Genomic DNA, 12,991 nt, shown 5'->3' with positions numbered 1-12,991 from the left:
CAATCCAGAGTCCCTCCGCGGACAGATTCTGGATTGCTTCGCTGCGCTCGCAATGACGATGTGGCGGCGGTCGCCCGCCTCAATCCCTCATGCCGCCGCCGGCGTCCTGATCTCGCGCGGCAGGATGATCGCGGCGGCGATCGCCAGCAGGCAGAGCGCGGCAAAGGCGTGCAGCATAGTGACGAAGCCGCCCTGCTCGTAGAGCCAGGCGACCAGGCCGACGGAGGCGCCCGCGGCGGTGAAGCCGATAAAATAGCGCACCGCATAGGCGCGCGAGCGCCATTCCTCGCTGGTGTATTTGCCGACCATGGCATCGTTCACCGTGACCTGCCCGAACGCACCCATGACGATGCCGATCGAGACCAGGATCAGCGGCAGATTGGACAGGCTCGCGGCGAGATACAGAAACGGCGCCAGCATGAAGGACAGCGGCAGCGCCACGGTCTTCAGCGAGTAGCGGTCGAGCAGCCGGCCGATCGTGTACTGGGTCATCGCGCCGAACACGTAGACGCAGGCGGCGATGACGCCGAGCAGCGCCGGGCTTTTCGTCAGGTCCGCAAGCCGTTCCGCGAACAGTTTTGGCAGCGCGACGGTGACCGCATTGAACGTGGTCGAGATCGCGATGACCACGATCAGCAGCGACAGGATCACGCGCCACATGTCTTTCTTCGCCACGCGCGCTTGAGCTGCCGCCTGCTTCGAGCCCTTGCGGTCCTCGTGCACGACCATCATCGCAAAGGCGATGCCGATCATGATGGTGACGACACCGGGCACGATGAAGGTAAAACGCCAGCCGAGATACTGGCCAATCACGCCGGTGACCAGCGCGGAGGAGGCAACGCCGAGATTGCCCCAGACGCCGTTGATCCCCATCTCGCGGCCGAGCCGGTCGGCATAGGACACGATCATCGCGGTGCCGACGGGGTGATAGATCGAGGCAAAAATGCCGATCGCGAACAGCGCCGCGCCAAGCTGAGCCGGAGTCTGCACGAAGCCGACCGAGATCATGGAAGCACCGATGCCGACGAAGAAGATCAGCATCATGTGGCGGCGGCTCCAGCGGTCCCCGAGCCAGCCGGTGAGCAGCGAGCCGGCGCCGAAGGCGACGAAGCCCGGCGTCGCATAGGGCAGAAGTTCCGAATAGGCCATGCCGAGCGCCGGCCCCATGATGATCACGGCGGCGGCGAAGATCAGCATCGAATAATGGTCGACGAAATGGCCTGCGTTGACGAAACTGATCACCCGGCTGGGGCTGTTCATTTCCCGAATCCTCTCCTGCTCCGAAATGAGTTATATGTCCTGGGCATGACGGGATGCTGCCAATGACTGTCTTGGAAACGCCAATTCTCAGGGAGGTCCGGAGCAACCATCGCTCGCCCGCGGGCGTGCACCTCGTCGCCCGCGACTATCCCAAGGGCATGCGGATCGATCTGCACATGCACCGCGAGGCGCAGCTGATCTATGCCGCCAAGGGCACGATGCAGGTGACGACGCCCGGGGGACGCTGGCTGGTGCCGCCGGACCGCGCCGTCTGGGTGCCGGCCGGGCTCGAGCATGCCATCGACCTGCTCGCCGACATCGAGATGCGCACGCTGTATTTCGACCTGCCCTGGCTCAAGCACGAGCAACGCTATGAGGGGCTCACCAAGGAATTCGTGGTACGGGTATCGCCGCTGCTCAATCAGGCGATCCTGGCGCTATTCGACGCACGCAACACCGAGGAGCGCACAGAGCTGCTGGTCCGCCTGGTGATGCTGGAATTGCACGAGGCCGAGGATTCCGCGACCTTCGTTCCATTGCCGCATGAGCCGCGCTGCCGGCGCGCCGCGATGATCGTGCTCGACGATCCCACCGGCCTGCACGACATCGACACGCTGGCGCGCGAAGTCGGAACCTCGGCGCGCACGCTGTCGCGGCTGTTCTCGACCGAGACGCAACTGAGCTTCAAGAGCTGGTGCCAGCGCGCAAGGGTTGCGGCGGCGATCCAGCGGCTGTCGACCGACGCCAATGTGTCGGTGAAGCAGCTCGCCACCCAGCTCGGCTATGCCAGCGTGCCGGCGTTTTCGGCAGCATTCCGTCAGGTGACTGGGCGGACCCCGACGGAGTTTGCGGGGAAATAGTCACGGTGTCGTCGCCCGGCTTGACCGGGCGACCCAGTATTCCAGAGACGGCCGTGATTGAGCCGAGAGGCCGCCGCGTACTGGATGCCCCGGTCAGGCCGGGGCATGACAGGCCGTAGCGGGGCATGACAGCTTTCCTGGTGGCGCATGGCACCACGAAAGATACAAAATTCCCCTGCTTGATTGTGATCGGCTTCCGCCTAAATCCCGTGTAAGCTTCCGCAGCGCACAAACCGGAATCGAAACGACCAGATGGCCAACGCCTTCTTCTCAGACCTGCTCGCCACCATCTCCGATCGCGGCCGCACGCTGCTGCGCCGCGGGGATTCCGACGACACCAAGCACGATGCCGAAGGCCTGATCGAGCTCTGCGGTGCGCTGCTGTCCGGTCGTGGCGAAGCTTCGGGCACCGCCATGGCGCGTGAGGTGCTCGACATCTACCAGGAGTTGGATGCGGCAGGACGCCACGCCTTCTTCGAAGCCCTGGTGCGCGATTTCGGCCCCGATCGCGAACGCCTGTCCAAGGCGATCGAAAAATGGCGCGCCAGTCCCAGTGACGAAGACGCGAGCTCGCTGCATTTCGCCTCCGAGCCGCGCCGGCAGGAGCTGATCCGCCGCCTCAACCGCGCGCCGGGCGGCACCGGCGATCTCGTCAACATGCGCGCCGATCTGCTCGGCATGATGAACGGGCACACCGATCTCGCCGCGCTCGATCGCGACGTCTCGCACCTTCTCTCGTCGTGGTTCAACAGGGGGTTTCTCGTGCTGCGCCGGATTGACTGGTCGACCCCGGCCAACATCCTCGAAAAGATCATTCGTTACGAAGCCGTGCACGAGATCAGCGACTGGGACGATCTGCGCCGCCGCATCGACCCGGTCGACCGGCGTTGCTACGCCTTTTTCCATCCCGCCATGGTCGACGAGCCCCTGATCTTCGTCGAGGTGGCGCTGACCGAGACGATCCCCGGTGCGATCGCGCCGCTGCTGGCGGTCGACCGCCAGCATCTGCCGATCGAGCGCGCGCGCACCGCGGTGTTCTATTCGATCTCCAACACCCAGCGCGGGCTTGGCGGCATCTCCTTCGGCAGCTTCCTGATCAAGCAGGTGGTCGAAGAGCTGCGCCGCGAGACGCCAAAACTCGACACCTTCGTGACGCTCTCGCCGGTGCCGGGCTTCATGCAATGGGTGAAGCAGGACAGGGACCTGCCGCTCTCGGACGAGGACCGCGAGGTGCTGAAGCGCCTCGACGATCCCAAATGGTTCGAGAACCCCGAGACGACGACGCTGCTCCGCACCGTGATCGAGCCGCTCGCGGCCTATTACTTCCTGAAGGCGCGCACGCCGAAGGGCAAGCTGATCGATTCCGTCGCCCGCTTCCATCTCGGCAACGGCGCACGGCTCGAGCGCATCAACTGGCTCGGCGACCTCTCGCCGAAAGGCGCGCGCGAGTCCGCCGGCGTGATGGTCAACTACCTCTACCGCCTCGACGACATCGAGAAGAACCACGAAGCCTACGCCAACGACGGCGAGGTCGTGGCGTCGAGCGCGGTGAAGAAGCTGCTCAAGGGCGAGGGGCGCAGGCTGCTGGACATGCGGCTGTCGTAAGCGCGGAGATGTCGCTCCAGAGACGGTGTCATCGTCCGCGAAGGCGGACGATCCAGTATTCCAGAGGCCGGCGTTGAAGAGCTCGCCCTAACCACATTCGCCGCGGCGTACTGGATGCCCCGCCTTCGCGGGGCATGACAGCTGGGTTGTGGATGCGGCGCCGACTGGACATGCGGCCGTCTTGAGCGCTAGACGGTTCATCGGATTCCTGCATTCAAGAACGGGACACCATGAACCGACGCGACTTCCTCGGCCTCACCGCGGCCGCTGCCACCAGCCTCGCCCTCGCGCCCGCACGGAGTTTCGCGGAGGGATCTGGCTCCGGGCCAGAAATGACGGCGCTGTGCGACTACATGAGCGCTGCGAAAACCCGCGCGCTGCCACCCGAAGTCGTCGAACAAGCAAAGCACCACATCCTCGATACGCTGGCGTCGATGATATCAGGATCGGAGCTGCCGCCCGGTCAGGCGGCGCAGCGCTACATTCGCGCCAATGCTGCGCAGGGGACATCGACCATTGCCGGCACATCGCTCACCGCGTCGCCAGTCGAGGCTGCGCTTGCCAACGGCGTCATGGCGCATGCCGACGAGACCGACGATTCGCACAGCCCGTCGCGCTCGCATCCCGGCAGTTCGACTGTTCCCGCGGCACTTGCGCTCGGCGAACACCTCGGAATCGACGGCGCCCATTTTCTGCGTGCGGTGACGCTCGGCTATGACGTCGGCACGCGCGTGGTGATGGCGATGGGCGGGGCCGATTTCAGCTATGAAAGCGTGCTGAGCACGCACAGCATTTCCGGCACGTTCTGCGCTTCCGCTGCGGCGGCTAGCGTCGCCGGCTTCGACGCGCGCCGGATGCGCTGGGTGCTCGACTATGCCGCGCAGCAATCCTCCGGCTTCATCGTGTGGCGGCGCGACGTCGACCATATCGAGAAAGGGTTTGTGTTCGCCGGCATGCCGGCCCGAAACGGCGTGACGTCGGCACTGCTGGTGCGTTCGGACTGGAACGGCGTCGACGACGTGTTCTCAGGGCCAGACAATTACTTCCTGGCCTATGCGCCGAAGGCTGCGACCGGCAAACTCGTGGAGAAGCTTGGCGAGCGTTACGAGATCGCAGGCACCGACATCAAGAAATGGACGGTGGGTTCACCGATCCAGGGACCGCTCGATGCGGTCTACGCCATCCGCAGCAAGCAGGCGTTCGAGGCCGGAGAGGTCAAGCGCGTGACCGTGCGCCTCGCGCCGTCGGTCGCCGAGGTCGTGGACAACCGCGACATCCCCGACATCTGTCTCCAGCACATGGTCGCCGTGATGCTGCTCGACAAGACCGCCTCGTTCCACGCCGCGCACGACAAGCCGCGCATGCAGGACGCGGCGGTTTTGAAGGAGCGCGCCAAGGTGAATTTGGTGCGCGACGAGGAGCTGGCCAAACTATTGCCGGTGCGCGTCGCCGTCGTCGAGATCGAGCTCACTGATGGAAGCCGCCTCTCCGAGCGCGTCACCGCCGTGCGCGGCACGCCGCGCAACCCGATGACGCGCGACGAGGTCATCGACAAGGCGCGCGATCTGATTGCCCCAGTGGTCGGCGGCGAGAAGGCCGAGCGGTTGATCAAGTCGGTGTATGAGATTGAGGCTGTGACCGACATCCGCAGCTTGCGGCCGCTGCTGCAACGCGTGTGAGGAGCGAAATTTCGTAAGGAATGGCAGACTTTCGCCACATCGTCATTGCGAGGAGCTCTTGCGAAGAAACAATCCAGACTGCCTCCACAGAGAGATTCTGGATTGCTTCGCTGCGCTCGCAATGACGGAGCGTGTGGCAGGCATCTCGCCCCGCGCCACGCGTCGTCGAGCTACAATTGGAATTCTTCCATGACATCCGATGGTGCCGCATCTCCCCGGCCAATAAGCCCCTCGGACCGAATCGACGCCATCGACGTGCTGCGGGGCATTGCCCTGTTCGGCGTCATGGCCATCAACGTGGTCATGGAATTTCGCATTTCGATCTTCGAGCAGTTTCTTGGTGCCAGAACGCTTGCTTCGCCGGTTGATCGCGCCGTCGAAACGATCCTGACGCAGGCCGTGGAGCTCAAGGCGTTTGCGCTGTTCTCGCTGCTGTTCGGCGCAGGCCTTGCCATTCAATTCGACCGGCTCGCGAACAGCGAGCGCCGCACTTTCCTGCTCCTGCGGCGGCTCGCTGTGCTGCTGGTGTTCGGCGTCATTCATTTGTGCCTGATCTGGAACGGCGATATCCTCACCGAATATGCACTGGCGGGATTCATCGTGCTGCCGTTCCTGTTTGGCCCGCGCTGGTTGCTGACGCTCGCCGCGCTGGCGTCTCTCGCGCTGTATCTGGCCATGCAGGCCTTTCCGCCCGCGGGGTTGTTTCCCGGCAGGACCGCGATCTGGCGGGACGTCATGGATGCAAATCGCATCTATGCGACGGGCGGCTTCCTCGACGTGCTGGCGTTTCGTCTCCGCGAAATTCCTCTCATCGCGTCCCTGCACGCGTTCGTCTTCTTGCGCACGATCGGGCTGTTTCTCGTCGGAGCGCTGGCCTGGCGGAGCGGCATTCTGCAAAATGCCCGCGGCCTGCTCGTCATCGCGCTTCCGGCTATCTGTCTCGGCGCGGCCTTGCTTTACTTTGGCATCGAGCCGCTCGGCAACATCCTGCTGGCGCTGGGCTATGGTGCCGCCATCCTCTTCATCGCCAGTTTCGGACGCGGCAAGAGGCTGCTCGGCTGGGCCGCGCCGCTCGGCCGGATGGCATTCACCAACTACGTCGCACAATCGCTCATCTTCGGCTGGATCTTCTACGGCTACGGCCTTGGCCTGTTCGGACGGCTCGGCATCACCCAGGCCCTCGCTATCGGCATCGCCGTCTACGTCGGACAGGTGCTGTTCAGCGCATGGTGGCTGCGCCACTACCGATACGGCCCGATCGAATGGCTGTGGCGCACGCTGATGTATGGTGCACTGCAGCCGATGTTGTTGTCACGGGTGGAGGGCGTGCAGTGACCAAGGTCCCTCCGCCGTCATTGCGAGGAGCCCTTGCGACGAAGCAATCCAGACTGGCTCCGTGGAGAGAATCTGGATTGCTTCGCTGCGCTCGCAATGACGGAGTGTGGTGCAGCAGTCGGGCTACTCCGCCAGCGCCTTCATTTCCTTGTAGAGATCCGACTTGCCTTCGAAGCCGATGCCCGGCAGGTCGGGCATGGTGATGTGGCCGTTCTCGACGCGCACACCATCGGGGAAGCCGCCGTAGGGCTGGAACAGGTCGGGATAGCTCTCGTTGCCGCCGAGGCCGAGGCCGGCGGCGATGTTGAGGGACATCTGGTGGCCGCCGTGCGGGATGCAGCGGCTTGGCGACCAGCCGTAGGTTTTCAGGACCTCCAGCGTGCGCTGGTATTCGCAGAGGCCATAGGACAGCGCGCAGTCGAATTGCAGCCAGTCGCGGTCGGGACGCATGCCGCCATAGCGGATGAGGTTGCGCGCGTCCTGGTGGCTGAACAGGTTTTCGCCCGTGGCCATCGGGCCCGGATAGAATTCGGCGAGCGCGGCCTGCAGCGCGTAGTCGAGGGGATCGCCGACCTCCTCGTACCAGAACAACGGATAGTCCCGCAGCATCTTGGCGTAGGCGATGCCGGTCTCGAGATCGAAGCGGCCGTTGGCATCGACCGCGAGCTGCGCGTCCTTGCCGATCTCCTTCAGCACCGCCTCGATGCGGGTGCGGTCGTCCTCGATCGACGCGCCGCCGATCTTCATCTTCACGACGTTGTAGCCGCGATCGAGATAGCCGCGCATCTCGCCGCGCAACATCGAGAGATCCTTGCCGGGATAGTAGTAGCCGCCGGCGGCGTAGACGAACACGCGCGGATTGGCCTTGACGCCGTGCTGTTCGGCGAGCAGCCGGAACAGCGGCTTGCCTGCGATCTTCGCCACCGCGTCCCACACCGCCATGTCGATGGTGCCGACCGCGACCGAGCGCTCGCCATGGCCGCCCGGCTTCTCGTTGGTCATCATCGCGCCCCAGACCTTGTCGGGGTCGAGATTGTCACCGGCCGCATTCAGCAGCGACTTCGGATCGGCCTCCAGGATGCGCGAGGCAAAGCGCTCGCGGATCAGGCCGCCCTGCCCGTAGCGGCCGTTGGAGTTGAAGCCGTAACCGACGACGCGCTTGCCGTCGCGGACGACGTCAGTGACGACGGCGACGAGGCTCGTCGTCATCTTGGTGAAGTCGATATAGGCGTTGCGGATCGGCGAAGAGATCGGCTTGGTGATCTCGCGGACGTCAACGATGCGGACGGACATGGGCTTGGCCTTTCACTTTCGTCATTGCGAGGAGCGAAGCGACGAAGCAATCCAGACTGTCACGGCGGAAAGATTCTGGATTGCTTCGCTTCCGCCGTCGCTCTTCGAGCTATGGCGGACAAGTCGCTCGCAATGACGGGGAGAGAGCGTGCTCCTCGCAATGACGAGGAGCGAGCGCGGCGCGCTTACTTCTTGTCTCGAAAATACGGCTCGACCGGACCATGCACCTTGATGGTCAGCGGATTGCCGTGGCGGTCCTTGGCGTTGCCGGCGGTGACGCGGACCCAGCCTTCGCTGATGCAGTACTCCTCGACATTGGTCTTCTCGACACCCTTGAAGCGGATGCCGACGTCGCGCGAAAGAATGTCCGCGTTGTAGTAGGGGCTGTTCGGGTCGACCGACAGGCGGTCCGGAAATTCGTCGCTCATGATTGTCTCGCTCATAACAGGGTCTCGATTTGCTGCCGCAATCCTTCGGGACGGGCGGTCGGCGCGTAGCGCGCGATCACCTTGCCGGCACGGTCCACGAGGAATTTGGTGAAATTCCATTTGATGGAGGCGCCCAGCAGGCCGGATTGCTGGCGTTTCAGGTAGTCATACAGAGGGTGCGCATGGGCGCCGTTGACGTCGATCTTCTCGAACAGGGGAAAGGTGACGTCGTAGTTGGTGGAGCAGAAGGCCAGGATCTCGCTCGCCGGCCCCGGCTCCTGCGCGCCGAACTGGTTGCAGGGAAAGCCGAGCACCGAGAAGCCGCGCGGCGAGAGGTCGCGATAGAGATCCTCGAGCCCACGATATTGCGGCGTGAAGCCGCATTTGCTCGCGGTGTTGACGATCAGCAGCACCTGCCCCTCGAAACGGCGCATGGGCACCTCCTCGCCGAGAAGCGAGTTGGCCTTGAAGTCGTAGATCACAGACATCGCTAACCCACGGGATCGATCGGCGACGGCGGCACGCCGCCCGCCTCGATCGCTTCGCCTGCGAGCAGACACAGATCCTCGCGATAGCGCCCGGACACGATGTGCACGCCGACCGGCGCCTTGCCGACGAGACCGGTGGAGACCACGAGGCCCGGCAGTCCCATGAACGGGGTCGCGATTTGCGGCATCTGCGCCTCCCAGACACGCTCGAAGGACTCACTGTCCTTGCGGTCGAGATGATCCGGGAACGGCAACTCGCCGGACACCGGCGTGAGCACCACGGCATATTTTTCGAAGAACAGCATCCAGTCGCGGGTCAGCGTGGCGCGGCGCGTGAGCGCCTTGGCGTAGTCCGCCTGGTCCATCGGCGTGACCTTGGCGCGATTGCCGCGCAGGCAGGCCAGCGCACCGGGATCGCCTTCGCGCTCAGCCATCTCCAGCTGCGCCTCATAGCCGTCGCCAAGCCAGAGTTTTCTCTGCCACTCGACCGCCTCGCGCATCGGCGGCGTGTTCTCGATGACCTCGACAGTCCAGCCGGCACGCTCCAGCCGCTTGCCGGCGTCAGTCACGGCGGCCTTCACCTCCGGTTTGGTCGCAAGCCCGTCCGGGTTGAGGCAGATTGCGGCGCGCTTCGGCCGCGCGGGGCCCTCCAGCGGCGCCGGCACAAACCAGGGGTCGCGGATGTCGCGGGCCGACATGGCCTCGAGCGAGATCCTGAGATCGTTGACCGTGCGCGCCAGCGGGCCCGACACGGCCATGATCTGCGGCCCGATCGGACGCTCCGGCAGCGCCGGGTTGAAGGCGGGGATGCGGCCCAAGGTCGGGCGCAGGCCGTGCACGCCGCAGGCATAGGCGGGATAGCGGATCGAGCCGGCGATATCGGTGCCGTGGGCGATATGGCCGATGCCGGCCGCGACCGCCGAGCCGGCGCCGCCGGACGAGCCGCCCGGGGTCAGCGAGGCGTCGCGGGGGTTCTTGGTGTCGCCATGGACCAGATTGGTGGTGAACCAGCGATAGGAGAAGGCCGGGCAATTGGTGCGGCCAAGGAGAATGGCGCCGGATTTGCGGAAATTGGCGACCACCGGATTGTCCTCGCGCGCGATCAGGTCGCGCTGGAGTTTCAGGCCGTTGGTGGTGGCAAAGCCTTCCTGGTCGACATTGGCCTTGATGGTGACGGGCACGCCGGCGAGCACGCCGGGATCCTCACCCCTCGCGATGGCGGCATCGACGGCGTCAGCCTGCTTGAGCACGTCCTCCGGCCGGTGGTCGATCACCGCGTTGAGCTGGGGATTGACGGCGTCCAGGCGGGCCAAACCGGCCTTGGCCGCCTCCCTGGCGGAGACCTTCTTGGATTTGACGAGGGTAGCGAGGTCGGCGGCCGACAGGCGCCAGAGATCTTGCATGGCTTGCTCCGTTTAACCGGCGTCTTTTAGCGCCGGGAACGCGGCAAAGCCATGCGGATTTCGCGGGGAGGAAGAGCGGGTTTGGCGTCGGGGTGGCGCCTCATTCTCCGTCATTGCGAGCGCAGCGAAGCAATCCAGAATCCCTCCGCGGAGACAGTCTGGATTGCTTCGTCGCAAGGGCTCCTAGCAATGACCGGGGAGAGCGGGGGCCTCAATGCCTGGTCGCGGACTGATCCGGGATGTCCAGCAGGGCCTCGGTGAAGGGGAATTCGAGCACGATCTCCCCGTCGTCGTCGGTCACCTCGATGACGGCCTCCATGAGCGCCGGCTGGGCGCCCTCCGACTTCACCACCTCCAGGATCATCTGGCGGGCGACCTCCCAGGCGCGATCGGGGTTACGCAGGTCCTCTCCGTCGGGATCCACGATCAATTCGTCGCCGATGCGGGTGTTGAAGAAGTATCTGGGCATCACGAGGGTCCAAATTGGGAGGCCTGTACCGGATTGAAAGCTGCACTGCACTCACAACTGCTTTATCAGGACAGGGTTCGCGACCGAATGCGCCACGCGCAAGGCAGCATCACGGGAAGTGATGTTCCACCATCATTTTCGCGGCGCAACATGGCTTTCTCGGGAAGATTTCACTAGCGAAGTTTTCTGCTCGCATTACTTTAACCGTTGGGCGGATACGTCCGAATTCGTGAAAATGGAGAGCCAAAATGGCTTGGAAAGCCCCGAAGATCGTCGAAGTGCCCTGTGGCATGGAAATCAACATGTATGTGAGCGCCACCCGCAAGTAAGCGGTTGGTGGTTTCTGCGCAGGTGGATCTTTCGGTCACGATCGGTTTCCGGAAGACACGAACTTTGTCGGCGTCCGTGTCGGCCTGAGATCCACCTCGCGACGTTCCCTCCAGGAGACGTATTATGCTTCGCGTCGTCGTCCTGGGCGCCGGGGCCGGCGGCGGAGTCCCGCAATGGAATTGCGGGTGCGAGGGCTGCCGGGCGGCCCGTGAAAACGGCCAGGAGCTTCAGAGAACCCAGGCCTCGGTCGCGTTCAGTGGCGATGGCGAGCACTGGTTCCTGATCAACGCATCCCCCGACCTTCGCGAGCAATTGAACGCCACGCCGCAGCTGCATCCCAAGGCCGGCGCGCTGCGCCATACGCCTGTTGCAGGCGTGATCCTGACCAACAGCGAGGTGGATGCGGTCGCGGGTCTGCTGTCGATGCGCGAGGGCTCACCCTTCACGGTCTATGCGCATCAGAAGGTGCTGGCGATCCTGAAGAGCAACAGCATCTTCAACGTGCTGAACGAGAAAAACGTACAGCGCCAGCCGATTTCCATCCACGAGCCGTTCGAGCCGCGGCTGCCTGATGGCGCGCGCTCAGGGATAGAGGTGCTGCCCTTCGCGGTGCCCGGCAAGTCGGCGTGGTATCTGGAAGGCAAGGCGCATCCCGGCGGCGAGACCGGCGACGGCGATACGCTGGGCCTGAAGATCACGGACAAGAGCACCGGCAAGTGCTTCTACTTCATCGCCGCCTGCGCCGAGGTGACCGATGCGCTCAAGGCCGAGATCGACGGCGCCGCACTGGTGTTCTTTGACGGCACGGTCTGGCAGGATGACGAGATGATCAAGGCCGGGCTCGGCCACAAGACCGGCAAGAGCATGGGCCATGTCGCGATGTCCGGTCACGATGGCGCGATCGCGCGCCTCGCCGACCTCACTCTCGACAGGAAGATGTTTCTGCATATCAATAACTCGAATCCCGCGCTGCTGCCCGATACGCCCGAGCGTAAAGCGCTTGAGGCCGCGGGCTGGCGGATACCCGCCGACGGAACGGAGATCGTGCTGTGAATGCCGCGTCACTGACTGGAATGACCGCGCTCTCTGTTGGCAAGGACATCAGGCTCAACTCGGCCGAGGAGCTTGAGGCGACGCTGCGCCACATTGGTGCTACGCGCTATCACAGCCTGCATCCGTTCCATAAGCTGCTGCACGGCGGCAAGCTCAACAAGGGCCAGGTGCAGGCCTGGGCGCTGAATCGCTACTATTACCAGAGCACGATCCCGATCAAGGACGCCGTGGTGATCTCGCGCTTCCGCGACCGCGCCACGCGGCTGGAATGGCGCCACCGCATCGAGGACCATGACGGCGACGTCGGCAGCGAGGGCGGCATCGAGCGCTGGCTGAAGCTGACCGAAGGCCTCGGCCTCGACACGGCCTATGTGGAATCGACCGAAGGCATCTTGCCGGCGACGCGCTTCGCGGTCGAAGCCTATGTCCATTACTGCCGCGAGAAGAGCCCGCTGGAGGCGATCGCCTCCTCGCTCACCGAATTGTTCGCGCCGAACCTTCACGAGGAGCGCATCTCCGGCATGCTGGAGCACTACGACTTCGTCAATCCCGACATCATGAGCTACTTCAAGCGGCGGCTGGCGCAGGCGCCGCGCGATGCCGGTTTCGCGCTCGACTACGTCAAGGCGCATGCCACGACGCCGGAGCAGCGCGCCTCCGTCTGCAACGCGCTGATCTTCAAGACCAACGTGCTGTGGGTGCAGCTGGACGCACTCCAGCACGCCTATGTCGAGGGCCACATTCCGCCGGGCGCGTTCGTGCCCAAAGCGAGCTGAGGGACAAGCGCA

At 64.3% G+C, this 12,991-nt stretch carries 13 protein-coding genes; 7 read left to right on the top strand and 6 right to left on the bottom strand.

Features of this window, described 5'->3' with window-relative positions:
* Positions 1 to 87: 87 nt before the first annotated feature.
* Complete coding sequence (locus HAP41_RS11255; protein ID WP_166102319.1) at positions 88 to 1,260, bottom strand: MFS transporter; 1,173 nt, start codon at positions 1,258 to 1,260, stop codon at positions 88 to 90.
* A 53-nt stretch (positions 1,261 to 1,313) separates the two neighbouring features.
* On the opposite strand from HAP41_RS11255, the gene HAP41_RS11250 reads away from it, so the two are divergent.
* From HAP41_RS11250 to HAP41_RS11235, 4 genes are all read left to right on the top strand, one after another.
* Entirely contained in the window at positions 1,314 to 2,120 is an 807-nt protein-coding gene (locus HAP41_RS11250; protein WP_414643371.1) for an AraC family transcriptional regulator, read from the top strand.
* Positions 2,121 to 2,372: 252 nt separating this feature from the next.
* Positions 2,373 to 3,725, top strand: coding sequence for a malonyl-CoA decarboxylase (locus HAP41_RS11245; RefSeq protein ID WP_166102326.1), 1,353 nt, complete (start codon positions 2,373 to 2,375; stop codon positions 3,723 to 3,725).
* A 230-nt stretch (positions 3,726 to 3,955) separates the two neighbouring features.
* Positions 3,956 to 5,404, top strand: coding sequence for an MmgE/PrpD family protein (locus tag HAP41_RS11240; RefSeq protein WP_166102332.1), 1,449 nt, complete (start codon positions 3,956 to 3,958; stop codon positions 5,402 to 5,404).
* Positions 5,405 to 5,803: 399 nt separating this feature from the next.
* Positions 5,804 to 6,739 carry a DUF418 domain-containing protein gene (locus HAP41_RS11235; RefSeq protein ID WP_248577194.1) on the top strand — a complete coding sequence of 312 codons (936 nt, stop codon included), beginning with the start codon at positions 5,804 to 5,806 and terminating at the stop codon, positions 6,737 to 6,739.
* A gap of 123 nt (positions 6,740 to 6,862) precedes the next feature.
* Here the strand turns inward: HAP41_RS11235 and tarD are convergent, their stop codons facing one another.
* The 5 genes from tarD to HAP41_RS11210 all read right to left on the bottom strand — a co-directional run bounded on the left by tarD (position 6,863) and on the right by HAP41_RS11210 (position 10,820).
* Positions 6,863 to 8,032: a D(-)-tartrate dehydratase gene (gene tarD, locus HAP41_RS11230; protein ID WP_166102341.1), complete on the bottom strand. Its 1,170-nt coding sequence runs from the start codon at positions 8,030 to 8,032 to the stop codon at positions 6,863 to 6,865.
* 185 nt (positions 8,033 to 8,217) lie between these two features.
* The gene (locus HAP41_RS11225) at positions 8,218 to 8,475 is read right to left on the bottom strand and encodes a DUF3297 family protein (RefSeq protein ID WP_015684132.1); all 258 of its coding nucleotides are present in this window, start codon (positions 8,473 to 8,475) and stop codon (positions 8,218 to 8,220) included.
* Entirely contained in the window at positions 8,472 to 8,948 is a 477-nt protein-coding gene (locus HAP41_RS11220; RefSeq protein ID WP_166102344.1) for a glutathione peroxidase, read from the bottom strand. The genes HAP41_RS11225 and HAP41_RS11220 overlap by 4 nt, the downstream gene beginning before the upstream one ends.
* Positions 8,949 to 8,950: 2 nt before the next feature.
* Positions 8,951 to 10,351 (bottom strand): amidase family protein, encoded by a 1,401-nt coding sequence (locus HAP41_RS11215; protein WP_166102347.1) that lies wholly within the window; start codon positions 10,349 to 10,351, stop codon positions 8,951 to 8,953.
* A gap of 211 nt (positions 10,352 to 10,562) precedes the next feature.
* On the bottom strand, positions 10,563 to 10,820 hold the full coding sequence (locus tag HAP41_RS11210; RefSeq protein ID WP_063981427.1) for a DUF6894 family protein: 258 nt from the start codon (positions 10,818 to 10,820) through the stop codon (positions 10,563 to 10,565).
* 248 nt (positions 10,821 to 11,068) lie between these two features.
* On the opposite strand from HAP41_RS11210, the gene pqqA reads away from it, so the two are divergent.
* The 3 genes from pqqA to pqqC all read left to right on the top strand — a co-directional run bounded on the left by pqqA (position 11,069) and on the right by pqqC (position 12,979).
* Positions 11,069 to 11,149: a pyrroloquinoline quinone precursor peptide PqqA gene (pqqA, locus tag HAP41_RS11205; protein WP_007595659.1), complete on the top strand. Its 81-nt coding sequence runs from the start codon at positions 11,069 to 11,071 to the stop codon at positions 11,147 to 11,149.
* Positions 11,150 to 11,273: 124 nt separating this feature from the next.
* A complete protein-coding gene (gene pqqB / locus HAP41_RS11200; RefSeq protein WP_166102354.1) occupies positions 11,274 to 12,203 on the top strand; it encodes a pyrroloquinoline quinone biosynthesis protein PqqB in 930 nt (309 codons plus the stop codon).
* Positions 12,204 to 12,223: 20 nt separating this feature from the next.
* Entirely contained in the window at positions 12,224 to 12,979 is a 756-nt protein-coding gene (pqqC, locus tag HAP41_RS11195; protein ID WP_175618535.1) for a pyrroloquinoline-quinone synthase PqqC, read from the top strand.
* Positions 12,980 to 12,991: the final 12 nt, after the last annotated feature.

Origin of the sequence: Bradyrhizobium barranii subsp. apii, assembly GCF_011516635.5 — a bacterium.
GTDB lineage: Bacteria > Pseudomonadota > Alphaproteobacteria > Rhizobiales > Xanthobacteraceae > Bradyrhizobium > Bradyrhizobium barranii.
Note: the sequence above shows the minus strand (reverse complement) of the source record. Positions and strands in the feature narration are given on the sequence as shown.

What these genes read in the sequence shown, in the direction of transcription:
- HAP41_RS11255 (WP_166102319.1), bottom strand. Translation starts at nt 1,260, where the DNA reads ATGAACAGCCCCAGCCGGGTGATCAGTTTCGTCAACGCAGGCCATTTC.
- HAP41_RS11250 (WP_414643371.1), top strand. Translation starts at nt 1,314, where the DNA reads ATGCTGCCAATGACTGTCTTGGAAACGCCAATTCTCAGGGAGGTCCGG.
- HAP41_RS11245 (WP_166102326.1), top strand. Translation starts at nt 2,373, where the DNA reads ATGGCCAACGCCTTCTTCTCAGACCTGCTCGCCACCATCTCCGATCGC.
- HAP41_RS11240 (WP_166102332.1), top strand. Translation starts at nt 3,956, where the DNA reads ATGAACCGACGCGACTTCCTCGGCCTCACCGCGGCCGCTGCCACCAGC.
- tarD (WP_166102341.1), bottom strand. Translation starts at nt 8,032, where the DNA reads ATGTCCGTCCGCATCGTTGACGTCCGCGAGATCACCAAGCCGATCTCT.
- HAP41_RS11225 (WP_015684132.1), bottom strand. Translation starts at nt 8,475, where the DNA reads ATGAGCGAGACAATCATGAGCGACGAATTTCCGGACCGCCTGTCGGTC.
- HAP41_RS11220 (WP_166102344.1), bottom strand. Translation starts at nt 8,948, where the DNA reads ATGTCTGTGATCTACGACTTCAAGGCCAACTCGCTTCTCGGCGAGGAG.
- HAP41_RS11215 (WP_166102347.1), bottom strand. Translation starts at nt 10,351, where the DNA reads ATGCAAGATCTCTGGCGCCTGTCGGCCGCCGACCTCGCTACCCTCGTC.
- HAP41_RS11210 (WP_063981427.1), bottom strand. Translation starts at nt 10,820, where the DNA reads ATGCCCAGATACTTCTTCAACACCCGCATCGGCGACGAATTGATCGTG.
- pqqA (WP_007595659.1), top strand. Translation starts at nt 11,069, where the DNA reads ATGGCTTGGAAAGCCCCGAAGATCGTCGAAGTGCCCTGTGGCATGGAA.
- pqqB (WP_166102354.1), top strand. Translation starts at nt 11,274, where the DNA reads ATGCTTCGCGTCGTCGTCCTGGGCGCCGGGGCCGGCGGCGGAGTCCCG.
- pqqC (WP_175618535.1), top strand. Translation starts at nt 12,224, where the DNA reads ATGACCGCGCTCTCTGTTGGCAAGGACATCAGGCTCAACTCGGCCGAG.